This window comes from Sorangium sp. So ce375, from assembly GCF_051473855.1.
GTDB lineage: Bacteria > Myxococcota_A > Polyangia > Polyangiales > Polyangiaceae > Sorangium.
The window spans coordinates 7,541,142-7,555,822 of sequence record NZ_CP150335.1; the positions used below are offsets into that span (position 1 = coordinate 7,541,142).

Consider the following 14,681-nt stretch of genomic DNA (forward strand, 5'->3'; position numbering starts at 1 on the left):
CAGAGTCCCCCCCGACCGCTCTAGATCCGCGCCGTGTGGTCCGTCCTCCTCGTATTCGCCGCGACCTACATCCTCATCGGGGCGCGGCGCCTGTCGATCCTGCCCATCGGACGTCCGGCCGGCGCGCTCACGGGCGCGTGCGCGATGGTCTTGCTGAGCTCGATCTCGCCGGGCGCCGGCCTGACCCCGCGCGAGGCGTTCGCGGCCATCGAGCCGAACACCATCGGCCTCCTGCTCGGCATGATGCTGCTCTCGGCGTCGCTCGACGTGGCCGGGGTGTTCGAGCGCGCCGCCGCGTGGGTCGCGCGGCGGAACCTGTCGCCGGTCCGCCTGCTCTACCTCGTCACGGTGGGCGCCGGGCTCGCCTCCGCGGTGCTGCTGAACGACTCGGTCTGCGTGATGATGGCGCCCCTCGTCGACCGGACCGCCCGGCGCGCCGGGCTCGACCGGGTACCGTACCTCCTCGCGCTCGCGATGGGCGCCAACGCCGGCAGCGCGCTCACGCTCGCCGGCAATCCGCAGAACATGCTCGTAGGCCACCTCTCCGGCATCTCGTACCGCACCTACCTGCTGGAGGCGGGCCCCGCCGCGCTGATCGGGCTCGCCGTCACGGCCGTGACGCTGCACCTGCTGCTCCGTCGCCGCATCGCCGTGCAGGTGCCCACGCCCGAGCCGGCGCCCGAGCCGGCGGCGCCGGGACACGCCCGGCCGAGCGCCCTGGCGCCGCTCGCCTGCATCGCGGTCGTGTCGGCGCTGTTCGTGCTCGGCGCGAACCTCGCGTGGACGGCGATCGGCGGCGCCACCGCGGTCATGCTGCTGCACCGGCGCGACGCGAACGGCCTGTTCGATCGGGTGTCGTGGACCGTGCTCGTCTTCTTCGGCGCCCTCTTCATCGTCGTGGCAGGCCTCCAGAAGACCGGCATGCCCGAGCACGCGCTGCGCGCTGCCAGCCCGTTTCTCCCCTCGGGACCGACGATGGGCGTCGTCGGGCTGAGCATCGCGATGCTCGTCGGGTGCCAGATCGTCTCGAACGTCCCTTTCATCCTCCTCGCGGACTCGTACATCCGCAGCCAGCCCGACCCGCACCTCGCCTGGATCGCGACGGCGCTTGTGTCGACCCTCGCGGGCAACCTCACGCTGCTCGGCTCGGTGGCCAACATCATCGTCGTGGAGACGGTGGGCGCCGAGCGCGAGATCGGCTTCCGCGCTTACGCCAAGGTGGGTGTTCCGGTGACACTCGCCTCGACCGCCGCGGCGCTCGCCTGGCTCGTCGTCGTGCGCTGAGCCGCGCCGCCATCCCCCGAGCAAGCGCCGTCTCGATCACAGCGGCGCTTGCTCGCGCGGGCGAAGGCCGCGATGCCGCGCCACAGCACGCGCGAAATGGCGCCGCAACGGCGGCCTGCGCCGCACGTCGAGCCACGCGTGGATCACCGTGATCCCCACGGCCGCGCAGAACACAGGCCCCATGGCGAACATCACCAGGAGGCGCAAAGCTTGCCGGATCGTGCGCTTGTTCATGTGGCCCAGCATACACCACATGTGCTGGGCACAGCAGCGCGTTGAGTCAAAAAACTCCAACTATAATGTAAACACACTTAATCAAATCCGACCGCGGAAAAATCTTGTATCGCTGGATCGTGGTCGTTTACAGCTGCGGTGACTGACCTCGGCCATCGGTCGACCCTGCCGCGCGGCGAGCGATCCGCGCGGAAGGGAGGCTCCCGGAGGCGCGCCTGCGCGGCCGATCTCCTCCGCAGCGGCGAGCGAACCGCGGTCCCCCCAACTCCTGGAGAAGCCTGAATGGCCCACGAACTATCCAAACGAGTCGCCCTTGTCACAGGCGCTTCCCGCGGCCTCGGAGCGGCCATCGCACGCAAGCTCGCGGGCGCGGGCGCGCGGGTGGCGGTCAACTACTTCGGCAGCCACGAGGAGGCGACGCGCGTGGTCGAGGGCATCCGCCAGAGCGGCGGCGAGGCCGAGGCGTTCCGGGCCGACGTGCGCGACGAGCAGGAGGTCGCCCGCCTCGTGGGCGAGGTGCAGGCCCGCCTCGGCCCCATCGAGGTGCTCGTGATCAACGCGACGGGCCCGCAGCCGTTCGTCAAGCTCGAGGACCTGACCTGGAAGCACTGCCTCGACCAGCTCGAGTTCTTCGTGAAGAGCCCGGTCCTGCTCGCGAAGGCGGTGGTCCCGGGGATGAAGGAGCGCCGGGCGGGCCGGATCATCAACGTCGGCTCCGAGGTGTTCGAGCAGGGCGTCCCCGAGTTCTCCAGCTATGTCTCGGCCAAGGGCGCGCAGCTCGGCCTCACGCGCTCGTGGGCGATGGAGCTCGGCCCCCACGGGATCACCGTCAACCAGGTGTCCCCCGGCTGGGTCGTCGTCGAGCGCCACATCAAGGAGGGCGCGAGCGCCGCGGCGATCGAGGCCTACGCGGCGAGCAACCCGCTCCGGCGCATGGGCACGCCGGACGACATCGCCGAGGCCGTCGCCTTCCTCGCGTCCGACGCCGCGGAGTTCATCACGGGCCAGAAGCTGTCCGTGAACGGCGGCCGGACCCTGGCCTGAGCATCCCGAGCTGGGCCGGAGGCCCGGCGATGGTGCTTGTCGGGCGCAGACCCGAGTTGGACGTTGAATCGAGCAGCGCCCCTTCCCTCGGATCGAGTGGTTTCGACGACGTGAGGACGACGATGGACAGGCGACAGATTCTCCAGCTCGGCGCGGCCCTGACGACGCTGCCGCTCACGGGCTGCGGCGCGAGCGCCCCGACGCCGCAACCCGCGCCCGCCACCGGGACGGCCCCTCCCGCCGGTGAAAAGGCAGCTGTCGTCACGCCGGAGCCGGCGGCGATCGCGGATAACAGCGCTCCGCCGCCCGAGGACGAGGGCGCCGACGCCGCCGCGGCCCCTGCCAAGGAGGAGCCGCCGCAGGTCTCGTTCACGCGGGTCATCGGAAGGGTGGGCCGCAATCACGGCCACGTGCTCACGTTGACCCTGGCCGACGTGATGGCCGGCGCGGAGAAGACCTATGATCTGAAAGGGAAATCCGGCCACACCCACGCCGTGACGCTCTCCGCCGACGACATGAAGAGCCTGCAGGAGGGGAAGATCGTGCGGACGAAGAGCACGACGCAGGGCCACGCGCACTACGTCCTGGTGCGGTGCGCCCCGGCCGAGGATCCGCCGGAGTGGGTGAGCGTCGTCAAGTTCTCGTCGAGCGGCAAGGATGAGCACGAGATCGTGGTCACCGCCGCGGACATGGTCGCGAAGGTGGAGAAGACCTACGATCTCCAGGGCCTCACGGGGCACAACCACCAGGTGACGCTCACGACCGCGGACTTCGAGCACCTGCTGAAGGGCGAGCCGCTCACGCGCCCGACCACGCGGACCCCCGGCGATATGCACCTGCACACGGTGACCATCGAGTACCGCGTCAAGAAGGCGACGACGTAGCGGATACGTCCCGCGGACCTGGTGTCCGTCGCGCGCGACCTCTGATCCGGCCCCAGCATCCAGGCTTCCGGTCGCGCGAGCGGAAGCCGGTCGTCACGCTAGGTCCTCAGGGACTTGTCCACCAGGCCGGCGCCGAATTGCTCACGCTGAGCTGAAGGTTCCTGACCTGGAAGGACCATTCTGTCCCTGGATTGGTGAACGCGTGCGCGATGAACCAGCTGGACTGGTCCGCGACCAGCAGCCTGCTCCAGCCGCGCGGCACGACGGCGGACCCGCCGCCAAAAACAGCGCCGGACGGCTCGGGCTGAGAGCGGTCGAGGAAGGCAGCGCCTCCCCCGCCCCTGATGAGCAGCGGGGCGCCAAAGACAGCCCCCGTCCTCTGGATCGCGTAGCCAACCGAGCGGCATTGCGCCGCAGAAGGTGCCGGGCAGGGCGCCTGCTTGACGAACACCTTCACGGAATAAACCGCATACGGCTCCAGCGTCGTCTGGCTCGAAGCGCCCGGGCAGGCGGTCTTGTTTTCGGGGTCGCCGGTGCCAAGAAAGTGCTCGATGGCGACTCCAAATACGTGCCCGTCGCGGGTGCCATCCCCGTTACCGTCCTGGTACCCCGCGGGAGTCACGCCCCCGAGCCCGTTGTTACAGGGCACCTTCCCCAGGATGATTCCATTCCCGTAGGCATGCGGCCTCTTGGTGGGGCCGTCCATCACGAAGGGGGCATATCCGTGGTACGGCGTCGTGGTGCCGGGGACGACATAGGGCAGCAGCGTCCTGGGCGCGATGGCGATATGCGCATCGGGATTCTGGACAAAGAAGTTCCCCGTGTACAGCTCCAGCTCCATGACGTGGTAAACCATCGTCGCGGAAGGGTCCAGCGCGTCGATGCGGCCGCGCACTGCCACGCCGTTCTCCAGCTGCTCGACCGCGCTGGAGATCAGCCTCGTCCCCGAGCCCAGGGGAGCGCCCTGTGCGTCGTGGCAGTCGGGTGTGTCGGTCACACACACCCTGAAGGCACCGCTCGGGAACCCGGAGAACGTGAACTCGTTTTCCCCAGGGAAGGTGATTGTCCCGGCGTCGATCACCTCGCAGGCGCCGGAGCCATCGCAATCCGCGGCGCACTCGTTCGCCGGGTCCGTGTTCGCGGCGTAGCTCGCGCAGGATCCGATGGATCCGCTCACGTTGCACGCCTGACAGGTTCCGCCGCAGGCCGTGTTGCAGCAGTAGCCGTCGACGCAATTCCCGCTCTGGCACTGCGCGGCGGTCGCGCAGGCCGTCCCGTTGGCCGCCAGGCAGGCGCCCTCGTCGACAGCCATGTCGCAGTCATTGTCGAGCCCATCGCAGATCTCGGTCATGGGCGGCGTCTCCTGTGCGCACTGCAGCGCGCCGCCGTCGCAGGTCAGCCACCCGAACCCGCACTCGCCCGGATGGCCCGTGTCGCACGGGTCGCCCCCCTCCGGGTTGCCCTCGTCCGCGACGCCGCTGCAATTGTCGTCGAGCCCGTTGCACAGCTCCGGGGCGCCCGGGTTGATGGATGGGTCGAAGTCGTCGCAATCGGCGTCGTTCGCGGCGTACCCCGGCGTTACCGGTTCCGCGCACGACTCCGTCACGGGCGACCACGGGTCGCCGTATCCATCCATGTCGCTGTCAAAGTAGCGGATCCGTGTCCACGCGTACGCGGACGCGGGCGTCGGGTGCCGGCCGGCGTCCGCGCCGCCGCTGCCGAGCTGGGCATTGCTGTTGGAGCCCCAGGTCCACGCCTGGCAGACCGAGGAGAGCGCCGCGGCGTGGTAGGCGCCCGCGGCGATGGCCCGAACGCCGTTCAAGCTCGAGATCGCGTAGGGGCTGGTTCGGTTGGTGGAGCTCGCGTCCCCGTCTCCGATCTGTCCCTGAGTGTCCTGGCCCCAGCTCCAGACGGCGTCGCTCACCCCCATCGCCATCGAAAAGTACCCGCCTGCGGCGATCACCTGGACATTGCTCAGGCCCGGCACGATCTGCGGCAAGGGTTGCGACGTGGTGCTGCCGAGCCCGAGCTGACCCTGCCCATTGTACCCCCACGCCTTGACCGTCTTGTCGGAGAGCAGCGCCAGCGAGTGCCCCCCGCCGGCGGCGACCGCGGCGGCCGTGCCGCCGAGAGCGACCTGGTAGGGCGTCGTCCGGTTCGTGGTCCCCGAGGTGCCGTTCCCGATCTGCCCATAGTTGTTGCGCCCCCAGGACCACACGGAGCCGCCCGTGCTCACGGCCAGCGAGTGGTGCCAGCCCGCGGAGATCGCTGCGGCGCCCCCGGGGAGGATCACGCTCGTCGGCGTCACCTGGTTGATCCCGCTCGACCCGTTGCCGATCTGCCCGTAGGAGCTGGCGCCCCAGACCCAGATCACGCCGCTCGTGTCGAGCGCCATCGAGTGCGACGCGCCCGCGGAGATGGCCTTGATCGGGGGCAGCCCCGGGACCTGCACCGGCGTCGCCTGGGGCACGCTGCTGGCGCTGCCCGTCCCGATCTGACCGTAGCTGTTCTGGCCCCAGGCCCACACGGAGCCCGAGGCGTCGAGCGCCAGCGAGTGGTAACCGCCGGCGGAGATCGCTTTGATCGCGGGCAATCCCGGGACCTGGACGGGCGATCCCTGAGGCGCGCTGCCGGAGCCGCCGGTGCCGATCTGACCATAGGTATTGTTACCCCAGGCCCAGACGGTGCCACGAACGAGGAGCAGGGTGTGGTTCGAGCCGGCCGCCACGTCCTCGCTGGTTCCGGCCCCCTGGATGGGTGAGACAGCCATGGTGATACCACGGCCTTGGAGCCGCTCGGCAAGCCCGTCGGCCGTCTCCTCGATCGGGAGGTCGGCCATCCTCCAGGGGATGGCGTGGGGCCGTTCAGGGGTCTCCGCGCCCGGTTTCGGCACGGCTGGCGTGCCCACCTCCTCGTCGCTGCCTTCATCGAAGGCGCTGCCCGCACCGGAGCAGCCAATAGCCGGCAGCGTGGCAGCGCCCGCCAGGAGCCCGGTACCTATGTAGATACGGAACGGGATCTTTCGTTTCATGGGATACCTTCTTCATGGCAACCTCCGCGCCACCCTCACCGACCCGGGGAGGCAGCCAAGCCCAGGACGCTGCGGCGGTCAGAGCTCCGCGCGTTCGATCAAGCGGATCGATCCACGTGATCGAACGATCAAACCCGACGGGCTCGACGTCACGGCGCCGGTGCTCCCTGCGTGGGTCCGGTTCGGTCTCGAGAGGGCGACCCGGCCGTGTCCCGCGCTGCCGCAAGGCGCCTCCTGCTGGGCCGTCCTCGGCGTCGCGCCGCGATCGCCCTGGAACGCTCCTCGGGCGAAACTGTCCACGTGAGCATCGAGAACATCGAAGATCTGCGCGTGCTTGTGGAGACAGCCCGCCGCGGGACGCTGACGGCGGCGGCGCGGGTCCTGGGCGTCACGCCGGCCGCGGCCAGCGCCATGCTCAAGCGGCTGGAGACACAGCTGGGCGAGCGGCTGTTCGAGCGGTCCACGCGCGCGCTGCGCCTGACGCCGGAGGGCCAGATCCTTCTGGACTACGCCTCCCGCGCGCTCGATCTCCTGGAAGAAGGCGAGGCGCAGCTCGCGTCGCAGCGCCGCTCGCTCGTGGGCACGGTGCGCGTGGCGGCGCCGTCGGATCTCGCGCGCAGCGTGCTCTTGCCCTGGCTCGACGAGTTCGTGGCGGCCCATCCGGGCGTGCGCCTGGCCCTGTCCGTGACCGATCGCGTGCAGGACGTGATGCGCGATGTAGTGGACCTGGCCTTACGTTACGGCGAGCTCAGCGATTCCCGGCTTGTGGCCCGGGCGCTCTCCACGACGCGCCGCGTGCTCTGCGCTTCCCCCGCGTACCTTGCGCGGCACGAGCCGCCGCGCTCGCCCGAGGACCTGGCCCAGCACAACTGCCTGACCTTCCACGTCAACCACAAGCGGCACGTGGCCTGGCGCTTCGAGAAGGACGGCGCATGGACCGAGGTGCGCGTCGACGGCGACCGCGACGCCGACGACGCGGCCATCGCCCACCAATGGGCCCTCGCCGGCGCCGGCCTGCTCTACAAATCCGAGCTGGATCTGGTGCACGATCTGCGCGAGGGCCGTCTGGTTCGCCTGCTGCCCGGCTGGCAGGGGGAGCACTATCCGCTCAACGCCATCCTGCCGAGCCATCGTTTCGTGCCGGCGCGGGTGCGCGCCCTCGTCGACTTCCTCGCGGCGAAGCTCCGCGACCTTTCGCCTCAGAAGCCCGGTGTGCCCGGCGCCAGGGGCTTGAAGCGATAGACCAGGTAGGGCGGCTTGTTCCTGGCCGCTCCGTCGGCCTGGAGCGCGCTGGTGAGGGACAGCTGCGCCGCGCCGGTGTACATGGCGCCGTCGCTGTTGTAGGTGACGCCGTCCGGCCAGACCATGTCCGGGTCGCTGACCAGGCGCTCGTATTTGCGGGTGTCGGACGGGATGACGCCCACGGCGCGCTCGCCGACCTCGGTGAGGTACAGGTTGTCGTCCTGGTCGATGGCCAGGCCGCCGTTGAAGGGCTTGTCCGCGTAGGTCTCCACCTTCGCCCCGAGCTGCGCGGCGGTGAGCGACGTGTCCAGAAGGTCGCTCATCCGGACCCGGTACATCTTGTAAGCATTGAGCGGGGCGAAGTAGAGCCACTCGTTGTTCGTGTCGAGAGCGATGCCGTCCACGCCCACGTACAGGTCGACGGCGCCGCTCGTGGGTCGACCCACGTCCCAGCGGATGGGCTCCTTCAGAGGCATCACGCTGTGGTGGCCTTGCAAGAGGCGCCGGCTCTCGCCGGTGGACAGGTCCACCACCACGAGCGCCGCCTTGTCGCCGACGCCGCCCGAGCCTTCGCCGATGGCCTCATCGGCGATCACGATCACCTCGTGCTTCAGGTCCACCACGAAGTCGTTGTGCTGCGACTCGGTGAGGGTGGCTTCCGGTGAGATGGATATGACGCGATCGAGCTTGTTCTCATGGGTGTTCCACCCAACGAGCTTGGGCACGAGGCCAGCGGGGCGCCCCGCCGCCTTGTCCGTGGATCTGGCCGAGTCGAGCAGCCAGAGGACGCCGTTCTTGTCCGTATGCAGGCCGAGCACCCAGTCCAGGCAGGCGTTGAAGTCGGATTTCCAGCTGCCGTCGGCGTTCTTGCAGCTTTGCCACTCCGTGCTCGGGTACGGCGTGGTGGACTCCCGGTCTGGGTTGAGCAGCGCGACCTGCACCTCGGGCTTGTAGAACGGGTGAAAGCCGATGATGACCCGGCCGTCGGGCATCTGGGTGATGCCGCCGACGCCGGTCGAGTGGAGCCGAGCGTAGACCTCGAGCGTGGGCCGCGGCGGCCGCGCCGGGCTGGCGCTGTCACGGCAGGCCGTCGCGCCTGCGGCCAGGGCCGCGCACGCGGCGAGGGTCAGGCCCGCGAGCTTGAGCTTGAGATGGGAAAACCGATGCATGCTTGTCTCCTCGTCGTGGTGGTCCTCCATGCTTGAGGAGCGCGCCCTGGCGGACAAGCGGCGGCACGCCGAAACAGTTTCACCGTTTCGTTGAAGGTGGCCTGACCCGCGCGAGGCCACGTGGCCACGACGCAGGCTCGCCGACACCGCTTTCCCGAGGGTACGGACCGGTGGCTTGCGCGCGCCGCAGCACCCGATCACCACCGGCTGCTGCTGAGCCAGCAACGGAGCCGCCCACCACCCGTCCACGCCGACTACAGCGCTGGCCCGGTTGGTGCTTGGGCCCGCAGCGGCGGATCTCCGATGAGCACCCCTGCGACGCTGTCCCCTCCCCGCGCCTCCGAGATCGACGACGTCGCCGACGTGCTGGTGATCGGCGGCGGCCCCGCCGGCGCGTGGGCCGCGCTGGGGGCCGCGGCGAGCGGCGCGCGCGGCGTGGTGCTCGTCGACAAGGGCTATTGCGGCACGTCGGGCGCGACAGCGCCCGCGAACACCGGGGCCTGGTACGTGACACCCGACGGGGACGCCCGCGAGCGCGCGATCGAGAGCCGTTATGCGCGGAGCGGCGGGCTCGCGCACCGCGAGTGGATGGCGCGCGTGCTCGACGCGACCTGGACGCAGATCAACCAGCTCGCGGCGTGGGGCTACCCCTTTCCCGTGGACGACTGCGGCCTTCAGTACCGCGCCAACCTGAGGGGCCCCGATTACATGTACTTCCTGCGCCGGCAGCTCCGGCGCGCCGGCGTCCGCATCCTCGACCACGCCCCCGCCCTCGAGCTGCTCGCGAGCGATGGGGTGGTCGCCGGCGCGCAGGGCTACTCCCGACAGGAGGACGCCGCGTGGCGCATCCGCGCCGGCGCCGTGGTGCTCGCCAGCGGCGGCTGCGCGTTCCTGAGCAAGGCGCTCGGCTGCGACGTCAACACGGGCGACGGCTACCTGATGGCCGCGGAGGTGGGCGCCGAGCTCTCCGGAATGGAGTTCTCGGCCCAGTATGGCATCAGCCCGGCTTATGCCTCGGTCACCAAGGGGCTCCCGTACTTCTGGGCGACCTTCACCACCGAGTCGGGCGAGCCGATCGACAGCCGGGGCAATCGCATGCTCGCGGTGGCGAGGGCGCTGCGCCGCGGGCCGGTCTATGCGGTGCTCGATCGCGCCGGCCCCGAGATCCAGCGCTGGCTGCGCGACGGCCAGCCGAACTGCTTTCTGCCGCACGACCGGCTCGGGATCGACCCGTTCAAGCAGCGGTTCCCGGTCACCTTGCGCGCGGAGGGCACGGTGCGCGGAAGCGGCGGGATCCGCGTCGTCGACGAGGAGTGCGCGACGAGCGTCCCGGGGCTCTACGCCGCGGGCGACGCGGCCTCGCGCGAGCTCATCGTCGGCGCCTCGAGCGGCGGCGGGAGCCCCAACGCCGCGTGGGCCATCTCGAGCGGCACGTGGGCTGGCCACGCCGCGGCGCGCTTCGCGGCCGGCCTGGGGGACCGCGCCGCGGCGAGGGCCGTGCGCGCCGCCGGGACCGTCGGCCTCCGGCCCAGCGGGACGCCGGGCGGGCTCGACGCAGGGGAGGTCATCGGCCTCGTCCAGCAGGAGATGCTGCCGCTCGACAAGAACCTCTTCCGGCAAGGTCACCAGCTGGCGGCGTCGGTCGAGCGGCTCGAGGGCGCGTGGCGCGACGCGAGCGCGCGCCTGCGCGCCGCCGGCGTCGCGCAGGTCCGCGCGCGCGAGGCGGCCGCGCTGCTGGCGACGGCGCGCTTCTGCTACCGCAGCGCGCTCGTGCGCGCCGAGTCCCGGGGGCTGCACCAGCGCACGGACCTGCCGGACACGGATCCCGAGCAGGCCCATCACCTCACCACCGGCGGGCTCTCGTCTGTCTGGGTCGAGCCCCGCCGGCACCCGCTTGGCCCCTCCCACCGGCCCTCCAACCGAGGAGATCTCGCGTGATCGAGCTCTTGAGCGACGCCCGCTGCATCGATTGCAACCTCTGCGTCAAGGTCTGCCCCACGAACGTCTTCGAGGCGCGGCCAGGCGAGGCGCCTGTCATCGCGCGCCAGCAGGACTGTCAGACGTGCTTCATGTGCGAGCTCTACTGCCCGACCGACGCGCTCTACGTGAGCCCGCTCGCCGAGCGCCGCGACCCGGTCGCGGAGGAGCGGCTCGAGCGGGACGGCCACCTGGGAAGCTACGCGCACCACCTCGGGTGGCACGCCGCGAGGCCGAGCGGCACGGACCGCGACCCCACGTTCCGGTTCCGCGCCGTGACGGCCGGGCAATGAACACCGCGTGACGCTCCCCGCGCCGGCGCTCTCCGGGCGGACCCGCGGTCGGTCCGGGCGAGCGGCGGCGCGCGTCAGTAGGCGAAGGCCTGGTAGCTCTCGCTCTCCTCGGGCGCGTCGAGCGATTCGACGATGGGATTGAAGCGGAGCATGCGCTTCGCCCGCTCCGACAACTGGGGGAGGCTCTCGCGGGGCACGCGGATAGAGACCTCCGGGCGGAAGAGCCAGCGGCGGCTGTAGCCGATGACGACCATGGGCCGCGGCTCGCGCGAGCGGTTCGGGGTTCCGCGGTGGAGGCCGCGAACGTCGCGGACCATGACGTCGCCGAGCGCCATGGCGATCGGCTCGAGCGCGACCTCGCCCTGCTCGAGGCGCCGCATCCCCTCGGCCTTGGAGAGCATGTGCGTGCCGCGGGCGATCTCGATCGGGCCGTTCTCGGCGTTGACGTCGACAAGGGGGAAGTTGACGGCGAGCTGGAACGCAGGCGTCTCTCTCCCGGTCTCGGGGAAGAGCGGCGGCGCGTCGCGGTGGACTTCCTGGTAGTCGGACCCGAGGAGCGGGGTGTCGGTGGCGAGCTGGACCATGGTCATGTCGGCCCCGACGAGGCGCTCCACCACGCCCAGGATCGTCTCGTCCTCGTAGATGCGCGGCTCCGCGAAGGGGGCCTTGAACGGGAGCGTCACGTAATAGCGACCCGGCCCTCGGTTCTTGAGGTGCCCCTCACGCGCGATGTGTGCGTCGAGGAGCGGCGCGAAGGCCTCACGCCACGAGCGCAGCAGGCTCTTCGGAATGAGGTTCTTTATCAGGCAGAACCCATCGCGCTGCGCTGCGCGGGCAAGCTCATCCATCTCGGCGCTCGTGTGGCGGGCGTGGCTCATGACTCGCGCCAAGCTTTGAGTGGATCGAGCGGAGTCGTCAAGCTCAGCGCTCGCTCTCTGCCGGTTCATCCACATCCCACCATCGCGGGAATCATCGTCTTCGGAAGAGAACGGGGCGCCCCGGGCAGCGGGCCCACGCCCGGGGCGATCAAGCGTCCTCAACAGGAAACCATCTCATCTCTCATCTCTCATCTCTCGCTACATGCAGAGCATAAGAGCGGCGGTCACCCGCACAGGAGACGGGCCCAGATCGGCGTTTTCGGCGCGGAAGCGCACTCCTGTGCGCTGAGCACCGAAAACGTCGAGATGGGCCCGTATCCGAAGCGGGTGACCGCCGCTCTAAAGTAGGCCGCGGTGGGCCAGGGAGAGGAGGTCCATCGATGTCGCGACCGCGATGTGGATGGCGCACCCGCCCCAGATGGAGTCGCTCTTCAGGCTCACCGTGCCGAGGATGAACCCGGCGAGCACGGAGCCGAGCGCCTCGGGCAGCGGCTTGCCGAAATGGATCATCGCGTAAGGCACCATCATGACGAAGATCGAGGAGTAGCCGAGCGCGCGGCGGATCCCGTGGAGGAAGAAGCCGCGGTAGAAGAACTCGAGCGCCACGAACTGGGCGGCGTAGAGGGCCTCCCACGCCCAGAGCCAAGGCCACAGGCCCTCGCCCGGGGCGAGCTTGTAATACGGATACTTCGCCTGGAAGGCCGGCGAGAGCGACGCGGCGAACAGGAACGGCGCCAGGCCGGCGAAGAGGACGCCGTAGACTGGCGTGTGCCGGGCCGTCCCGCGGACGCGCAGGCCGAGGCTCCGGATCGGCGCCCGCAGCACGAGCTTCGCAACGAGGAGCGTCGGTATCAGATAGCCGGTGAGGCGGCCGACCGCCCAGACGATCCGCTGGTGAAAGCGGCGGTCCGGGGACGTGTTCAGCGCGTCGTGGAGCCTCGCCGCGGCGCCATCGAGGCCCACGGCGCGCAGGCCGTCGACCATCCAGCGCGTCTCGTTCTCGTTGCCCGCGAACCGGACGAAGATGAGCACCCCGATCACGGTGAGGAACACCCACACAATCCGGCGGGTGACCTCGCCCGCAGGCGTGGTGGCCCGGTGGTGCGCCGCCTCGGCGTCGAGCCGATCGCGCAGGTCGATGACGTACTCCTGCCAGATCCGGCGGAAAAAGCGTCCGATCACGCGCGGTGCTTATCACCGCCGGCGCCCCCGGCACAACCGCAGGGCAGGCGCTTCTACTGCTGGGAGGTGGGATTGACGATGATCTCGACGCGCCGGTTGTTGGCCCGGCCCTCGGCGCTCGAGTTGTCCGCCACGGGGCGGTCCGGCCCGTGGCCGACGGTGGAGATCTTGTCCGCGGGCAGCCCCGCCGTGATGAGGTGCGCCTTCACGGCGTCGGCGCGCTCCTGAGAGAGCTTGCGGTTCGCCTGGGCGGAGCCGGTCGAGTCGGTGTGCCCCTCGATCCGGATGGGCGGCGACCCCTGGTCCTTCAGCGTGGCCGCGACCTGGCTGAGCTTCTCCTTGGCGATCGGCAGGAGCTCGGACTTGCCCGAGGCGAAGAGGACCGCGCCGGAGAGCGTGATGACCACGCCGCGCTTCTCCTCCTTCACCGCGGCGATCTCCTTGAGGCTCGCGAGCGCCGCGTTCGCGACGCGCTCGGCCTCCCGCCGCGCCGCCTCGGCCTCCTGGCGGCCCTTCTCGGCCGCGGTGCGCGCGCTCTCGGCCTGCTGCCGCGCGCTCTCGGCCTGCTGCTGCGCGGTCTCGGCCTGGGCGCGCGCGTACCGCTCCCGCTCGATCTGCTGCTGGCCGCTGTGCAGCGCCTCCCTCGCGTTGGCGAGCTGCTGCTGCGAGAGGTCCTTGAAGGCGCCCTCGGCCGCGACCTTGTCGCGCTGCGCCTGCTGCAGCGCCGCCGCCGCCTCGGCCTCCCGGGCCTTGCGGTCGGCGATGTACGCGAGGTCGCGCGTCTGCGGGGCCTCGGGGTCCTCTCCGAACGCCCCCTCGGCGCGGGAGAGCGCCTGCTTCGCCGTGTCGAGCTGGGCGGGCGCGAGGCTCGCCGCGGCGCCCTCCGCCGCGCGCCTGTAGCTCGCGCGGGCATCGACGAGCTCCTTCGGCGGGACCGCCGCGCCGCACCCCGACGCCGCGTAGAGCGCGGCGCAGAGCGCGAGGGACCGGCCCAGCCAGGACGGGTTCTTCATCGGAGGAGCCATCATCATCACCTCTCGCTTCACTTGACCCCCGCCTGCTTCAGCTTCTCGACCTGCTTCAGCGCCTCCTGCGCCTCGGCCTGCGTGGCGCGCACCTTCGCGAGCGCCAGCGCGAGCTCGGCGTCGGCCTCGGCGCGCTGGAGAAGGCGCGTGGCAGACTCGTTGTCCTCCGCCTGCATCTGCTGCTTGGCCTTCTCGAGCTGCTCGCGCGCGAGCTTCAGGTGGAGGGTGGCCTGGGGGTCGGACCCGGCGCCCACCTCGTCGGCCGCGCGGATCGCGGCCTGGGACGAGGCGAGCTGATCGTTCGGCGGAGGCACGGAGCCGCCGCACGCGACGAGAGAGAGACCGAGCACTGCAGCGAGCACCGCGGCCGGGCTCGCGAGGCGGCGTGGGGGTAGCTTGTTGATCGGGCTTCGGTTCACCTGGCCGTTGTACAACAAC

Annotated in this window: 13 protein-coding genes; 6 read left to right on the forward strand and 7 right to left on the reverse strand. The window is 70.6% G+C overall.

Annotated features, from left to right (window positions below; all coding sequences use genetic code 11):
- The first annotated feature begins 33 nt into the window (after positions 1-33).
- The gene (locus WME90_RS27840) at positions 34-1,284 is read left to right on the forward strand and encodes an SLC13 family permease (RefSeq protein WP_437275043.1); all 1,251 of its coding nucleotides are present in this window, start codon (positions 34-36) and stop codon (positions 1,282-1,284) included.
- Positions 1,285-1,320: 36 nt separating this feature from the next.
- On the opposite strand, the gene WME90_RS27845 is transcribed toward WME90_RS27840, so the two are convergent.
- Positions 1,321-1,518, reverse strand: a complete 198-nt coding sequence (locus WME90_RS27845; protein ID WP_437275044.1) for a hypothetical protein — start codon at positions 1,516-1,518, stop codon at positions 1,321-1,323.
- A gap of 282 nt (positions 1,519-1,800) precedes the next feature.
- On the opposite strand from WME90_RS27845, the gene WME90_RS27850 reads away from it, so the two are divergent.
- Both WME90_RS27850 and WME90_RS27855 read left to right on the forward strand, forming a co-directional pair.
- Positions 1,801-2,562, forward strand: a complete 762-nt coding sequence (locus tag WME90_RS27850) for an SDR family oxidoreductase (RefSeq protein WP_437275045.1) — start codon at positions 1,801-1,803, stop codon at positions 2,560-2,562.
- A 122-nt stretch (positions 2,563-2,684) separates the two neighbouring features.
- Positions 2,685-3,446 carry a hypothetical protein gene (locus tag WME90_RS27855; protein WP_437275046.1) on the forward strand — a complete coding sequence of 254 codons (762 nt, stop codon included), beginning with the start codon at positions 2,685-2,687 and terminating at the stop codon, positions 3,444-3,446.
- A gap of 106 nt (positions 3,447-3,552) precedes the next feature.
- On the opposite strand, the gene WME90_RS27860 is transcribed toward WME90_RS27855, so the two are convergent.
- Positions 3,553-6,477 carry a MopE-related protein gene (locus tag WME90_RS27860; protein ID WP_437275047.1) on the reverse strand — a complete coding sequence of 975 codons (2,925 nt, stop codon included), beginning with the start codon at positions 6,475-6,477 and terminating at the stop codon, positions 3,553-3,555.
- Between the two features lie 300 nt (positions 6,478-6,777).
- Between WME90_RS27860 and WME90_RS27865 the strand changes: the two genes are divergently transcribed.
- A complete protein-coding gene (locus tag WME90_RS27865; RefSeq protein ID WP_437275048.1) occupies positions 6,778-7,719 on the forward strand; it encodes a LysR family transcriptional regulator in 942 nt (313 codons plus the stop codon).
- Here the strand turns inward: WME90_RS27865 and WME90_RS27870 are convergent.
- Positions 7,677-8,888 carry an L-dopachrome tautomerase-related protein gene (locus WME90_RS27870; RefSeq protein WP_437275049.1) on the reverse strand — a complete coding sequence of 404 codons (1,212 nt, stop codon included), beginning with the start codon at positions 8,886-8,888 and terminating at the stop codon, positions 7,677-7,679. The two genes, WME90_RS27865 and WME90_RS27870, sit on opposite strands and share 43 nt — an antisense overlap.
- A 303-nt stretch (positions 8,889-9,191) precedes the next feature.
- Between WME90_RS27870 and WME90_RS27875 the strand changes: the two genes are divergently transcribed.
- Together WME90_RS27875 and WME90_RS27880 are read left to right on the forward strand one after the other, a co-directional pair.
- Complete coding sequence (locus WME90_RS27875) at positions 9,192-10,826, forward strand: FAD-binding protein (protein WP_437275050.1); 1,635 nt, start codon at positions 9,192-9,194, stop codon at positions 10,824-10,826.
- Positions 10,823-11,158, forward strand: coding sequence for a 4Fe-4S binding protein (locus tag WME90_RS27880; RefSeq protein ID WP_437275051.1), 336 nt, complete (start codon positions 10,823-10,825; stop codon positions 11,156-11,158). Before WME90_RS27875 ends, WME90_RS27880 begins: the two co-directional genes overlap by 4 nt.
- Positions 11,159-11,232: 74 nt before the next feature.
- On the opposite strand, the gene WME90_RS27885 is transcribed toward WME90_RS27880, so the two are convergent.
- From WME90_RS27885 to WME90_RS27900, 4 genes are all read right to left on the reverse strand, one after another.
- Positions 11,233-12,036: a phytanoyl-CoA dioxygenase family protein gene (locus WME90_RS27885; RefSeq protein ID WP_437275052.1), complete on the reverse strand. Its 804-nt coding sequence runs from the start codon at positions 12,034-12,036 to the stop codon at positions 11,233-11,235.
- Positions 12,037-12,375: 339 nt separating this feature from the next.
- The gene (locus WME90_RS27890; protein WP_437275053.1) at positions 12,376-13,218 is read right to left on the reverse strand and encodes a CPBP family glutamic-type intramembrane protease; all 843 of its coding nucleotides are present in this window, start codon (positions 13,216-13,218) and stop codon (positions 12,376-12,378) included.
- Between the two features lie 53 nt (positions 13,219-13,271).
- Positions 13,272-14,231, reverse strand: coding sequence for an OmpA family protein (locus WME90_RS27895; RefSeq protein ID WP_437275054.1), 960 nt, complete (start codon positions 14,229-14,231; stop codon positions 13,272-13,274).
- Positions 14,232-14,260: 29 nt separating this feature from the next.
- Positions 14,261-14,662: a DUF4398 domain-containing protein gene (locus tag WME90_RS27900; protein WP_437275055.1), complete on the reverse strand. Its 402-nt coding sequence runs from the start codon at positions 14,660-14,662 to the stop codon at positions 14,261-14,263.
- Positions 14,663-14,681: the final 19 nt, after the last annotated feature.

Excerpts from the sequence above, each read along its gene's own strand:
- WME90_RS27845 (WP_437275044.1), bottom strand. The coding sequence starts at position 1,518 with ATGAACAAGCGCACGATCCGGCAAGCTTTGCGCCTCCTGGTGATGTTC.
- WME90_RS27850 (WP_437275045.1), top strand. The coding sequence starts at position 1,801 with ATGGCCCACGAACTATCCAAACGAGTCGCCCTTGTCACAGGCGCTTCC.
- WME90_RS27855 (WP_437275046.1), top strand. The coding sequence starts at position 2,685 with ATGGACAGGCGACAGATTCTCCAGCTCGGCGCGGCCCTGACGACGCTG.
- WME90_RS27860 (WP_437275047.1), bottom strand. The coding sequence starts at position 6,477 with ATGAAACGAAAGATCCCGTTCCGTATCTACATAGGTACCGGGCTCCTG.
- WME90_RS27870 (WP_437275049.1), bottom strand. The coding sequence starts at position 8,888 with ATGCATCGGTTTTCCCATCTCAAGCTCAAGCTCGCGGGCCTGACCCTC.
- WME90_RS27875 (WP_437275050.1), top strand. The coding sequence starts at position 9,192 with ATGAGCACCCCTGCGACGCTGTCCCCTCCCCGCGCCTCCGAGATCGAC.
- WME90_RS27885 (WP_437275052.1), bottom strand. The coding sequence starts at position 12,036 with ATGAGCCACGCCCGCCACACGAGCGCCGAGATGGATGAGCTTGCCCGC.
- WME90_RS27895 (WP_437275054.1), bottom strand. The coding sequence starts at position 14,231 with ATGAAGAACCCGTCCTGGCTGGGCCGGTCCCTCGCGCTCTGCGCCGCG.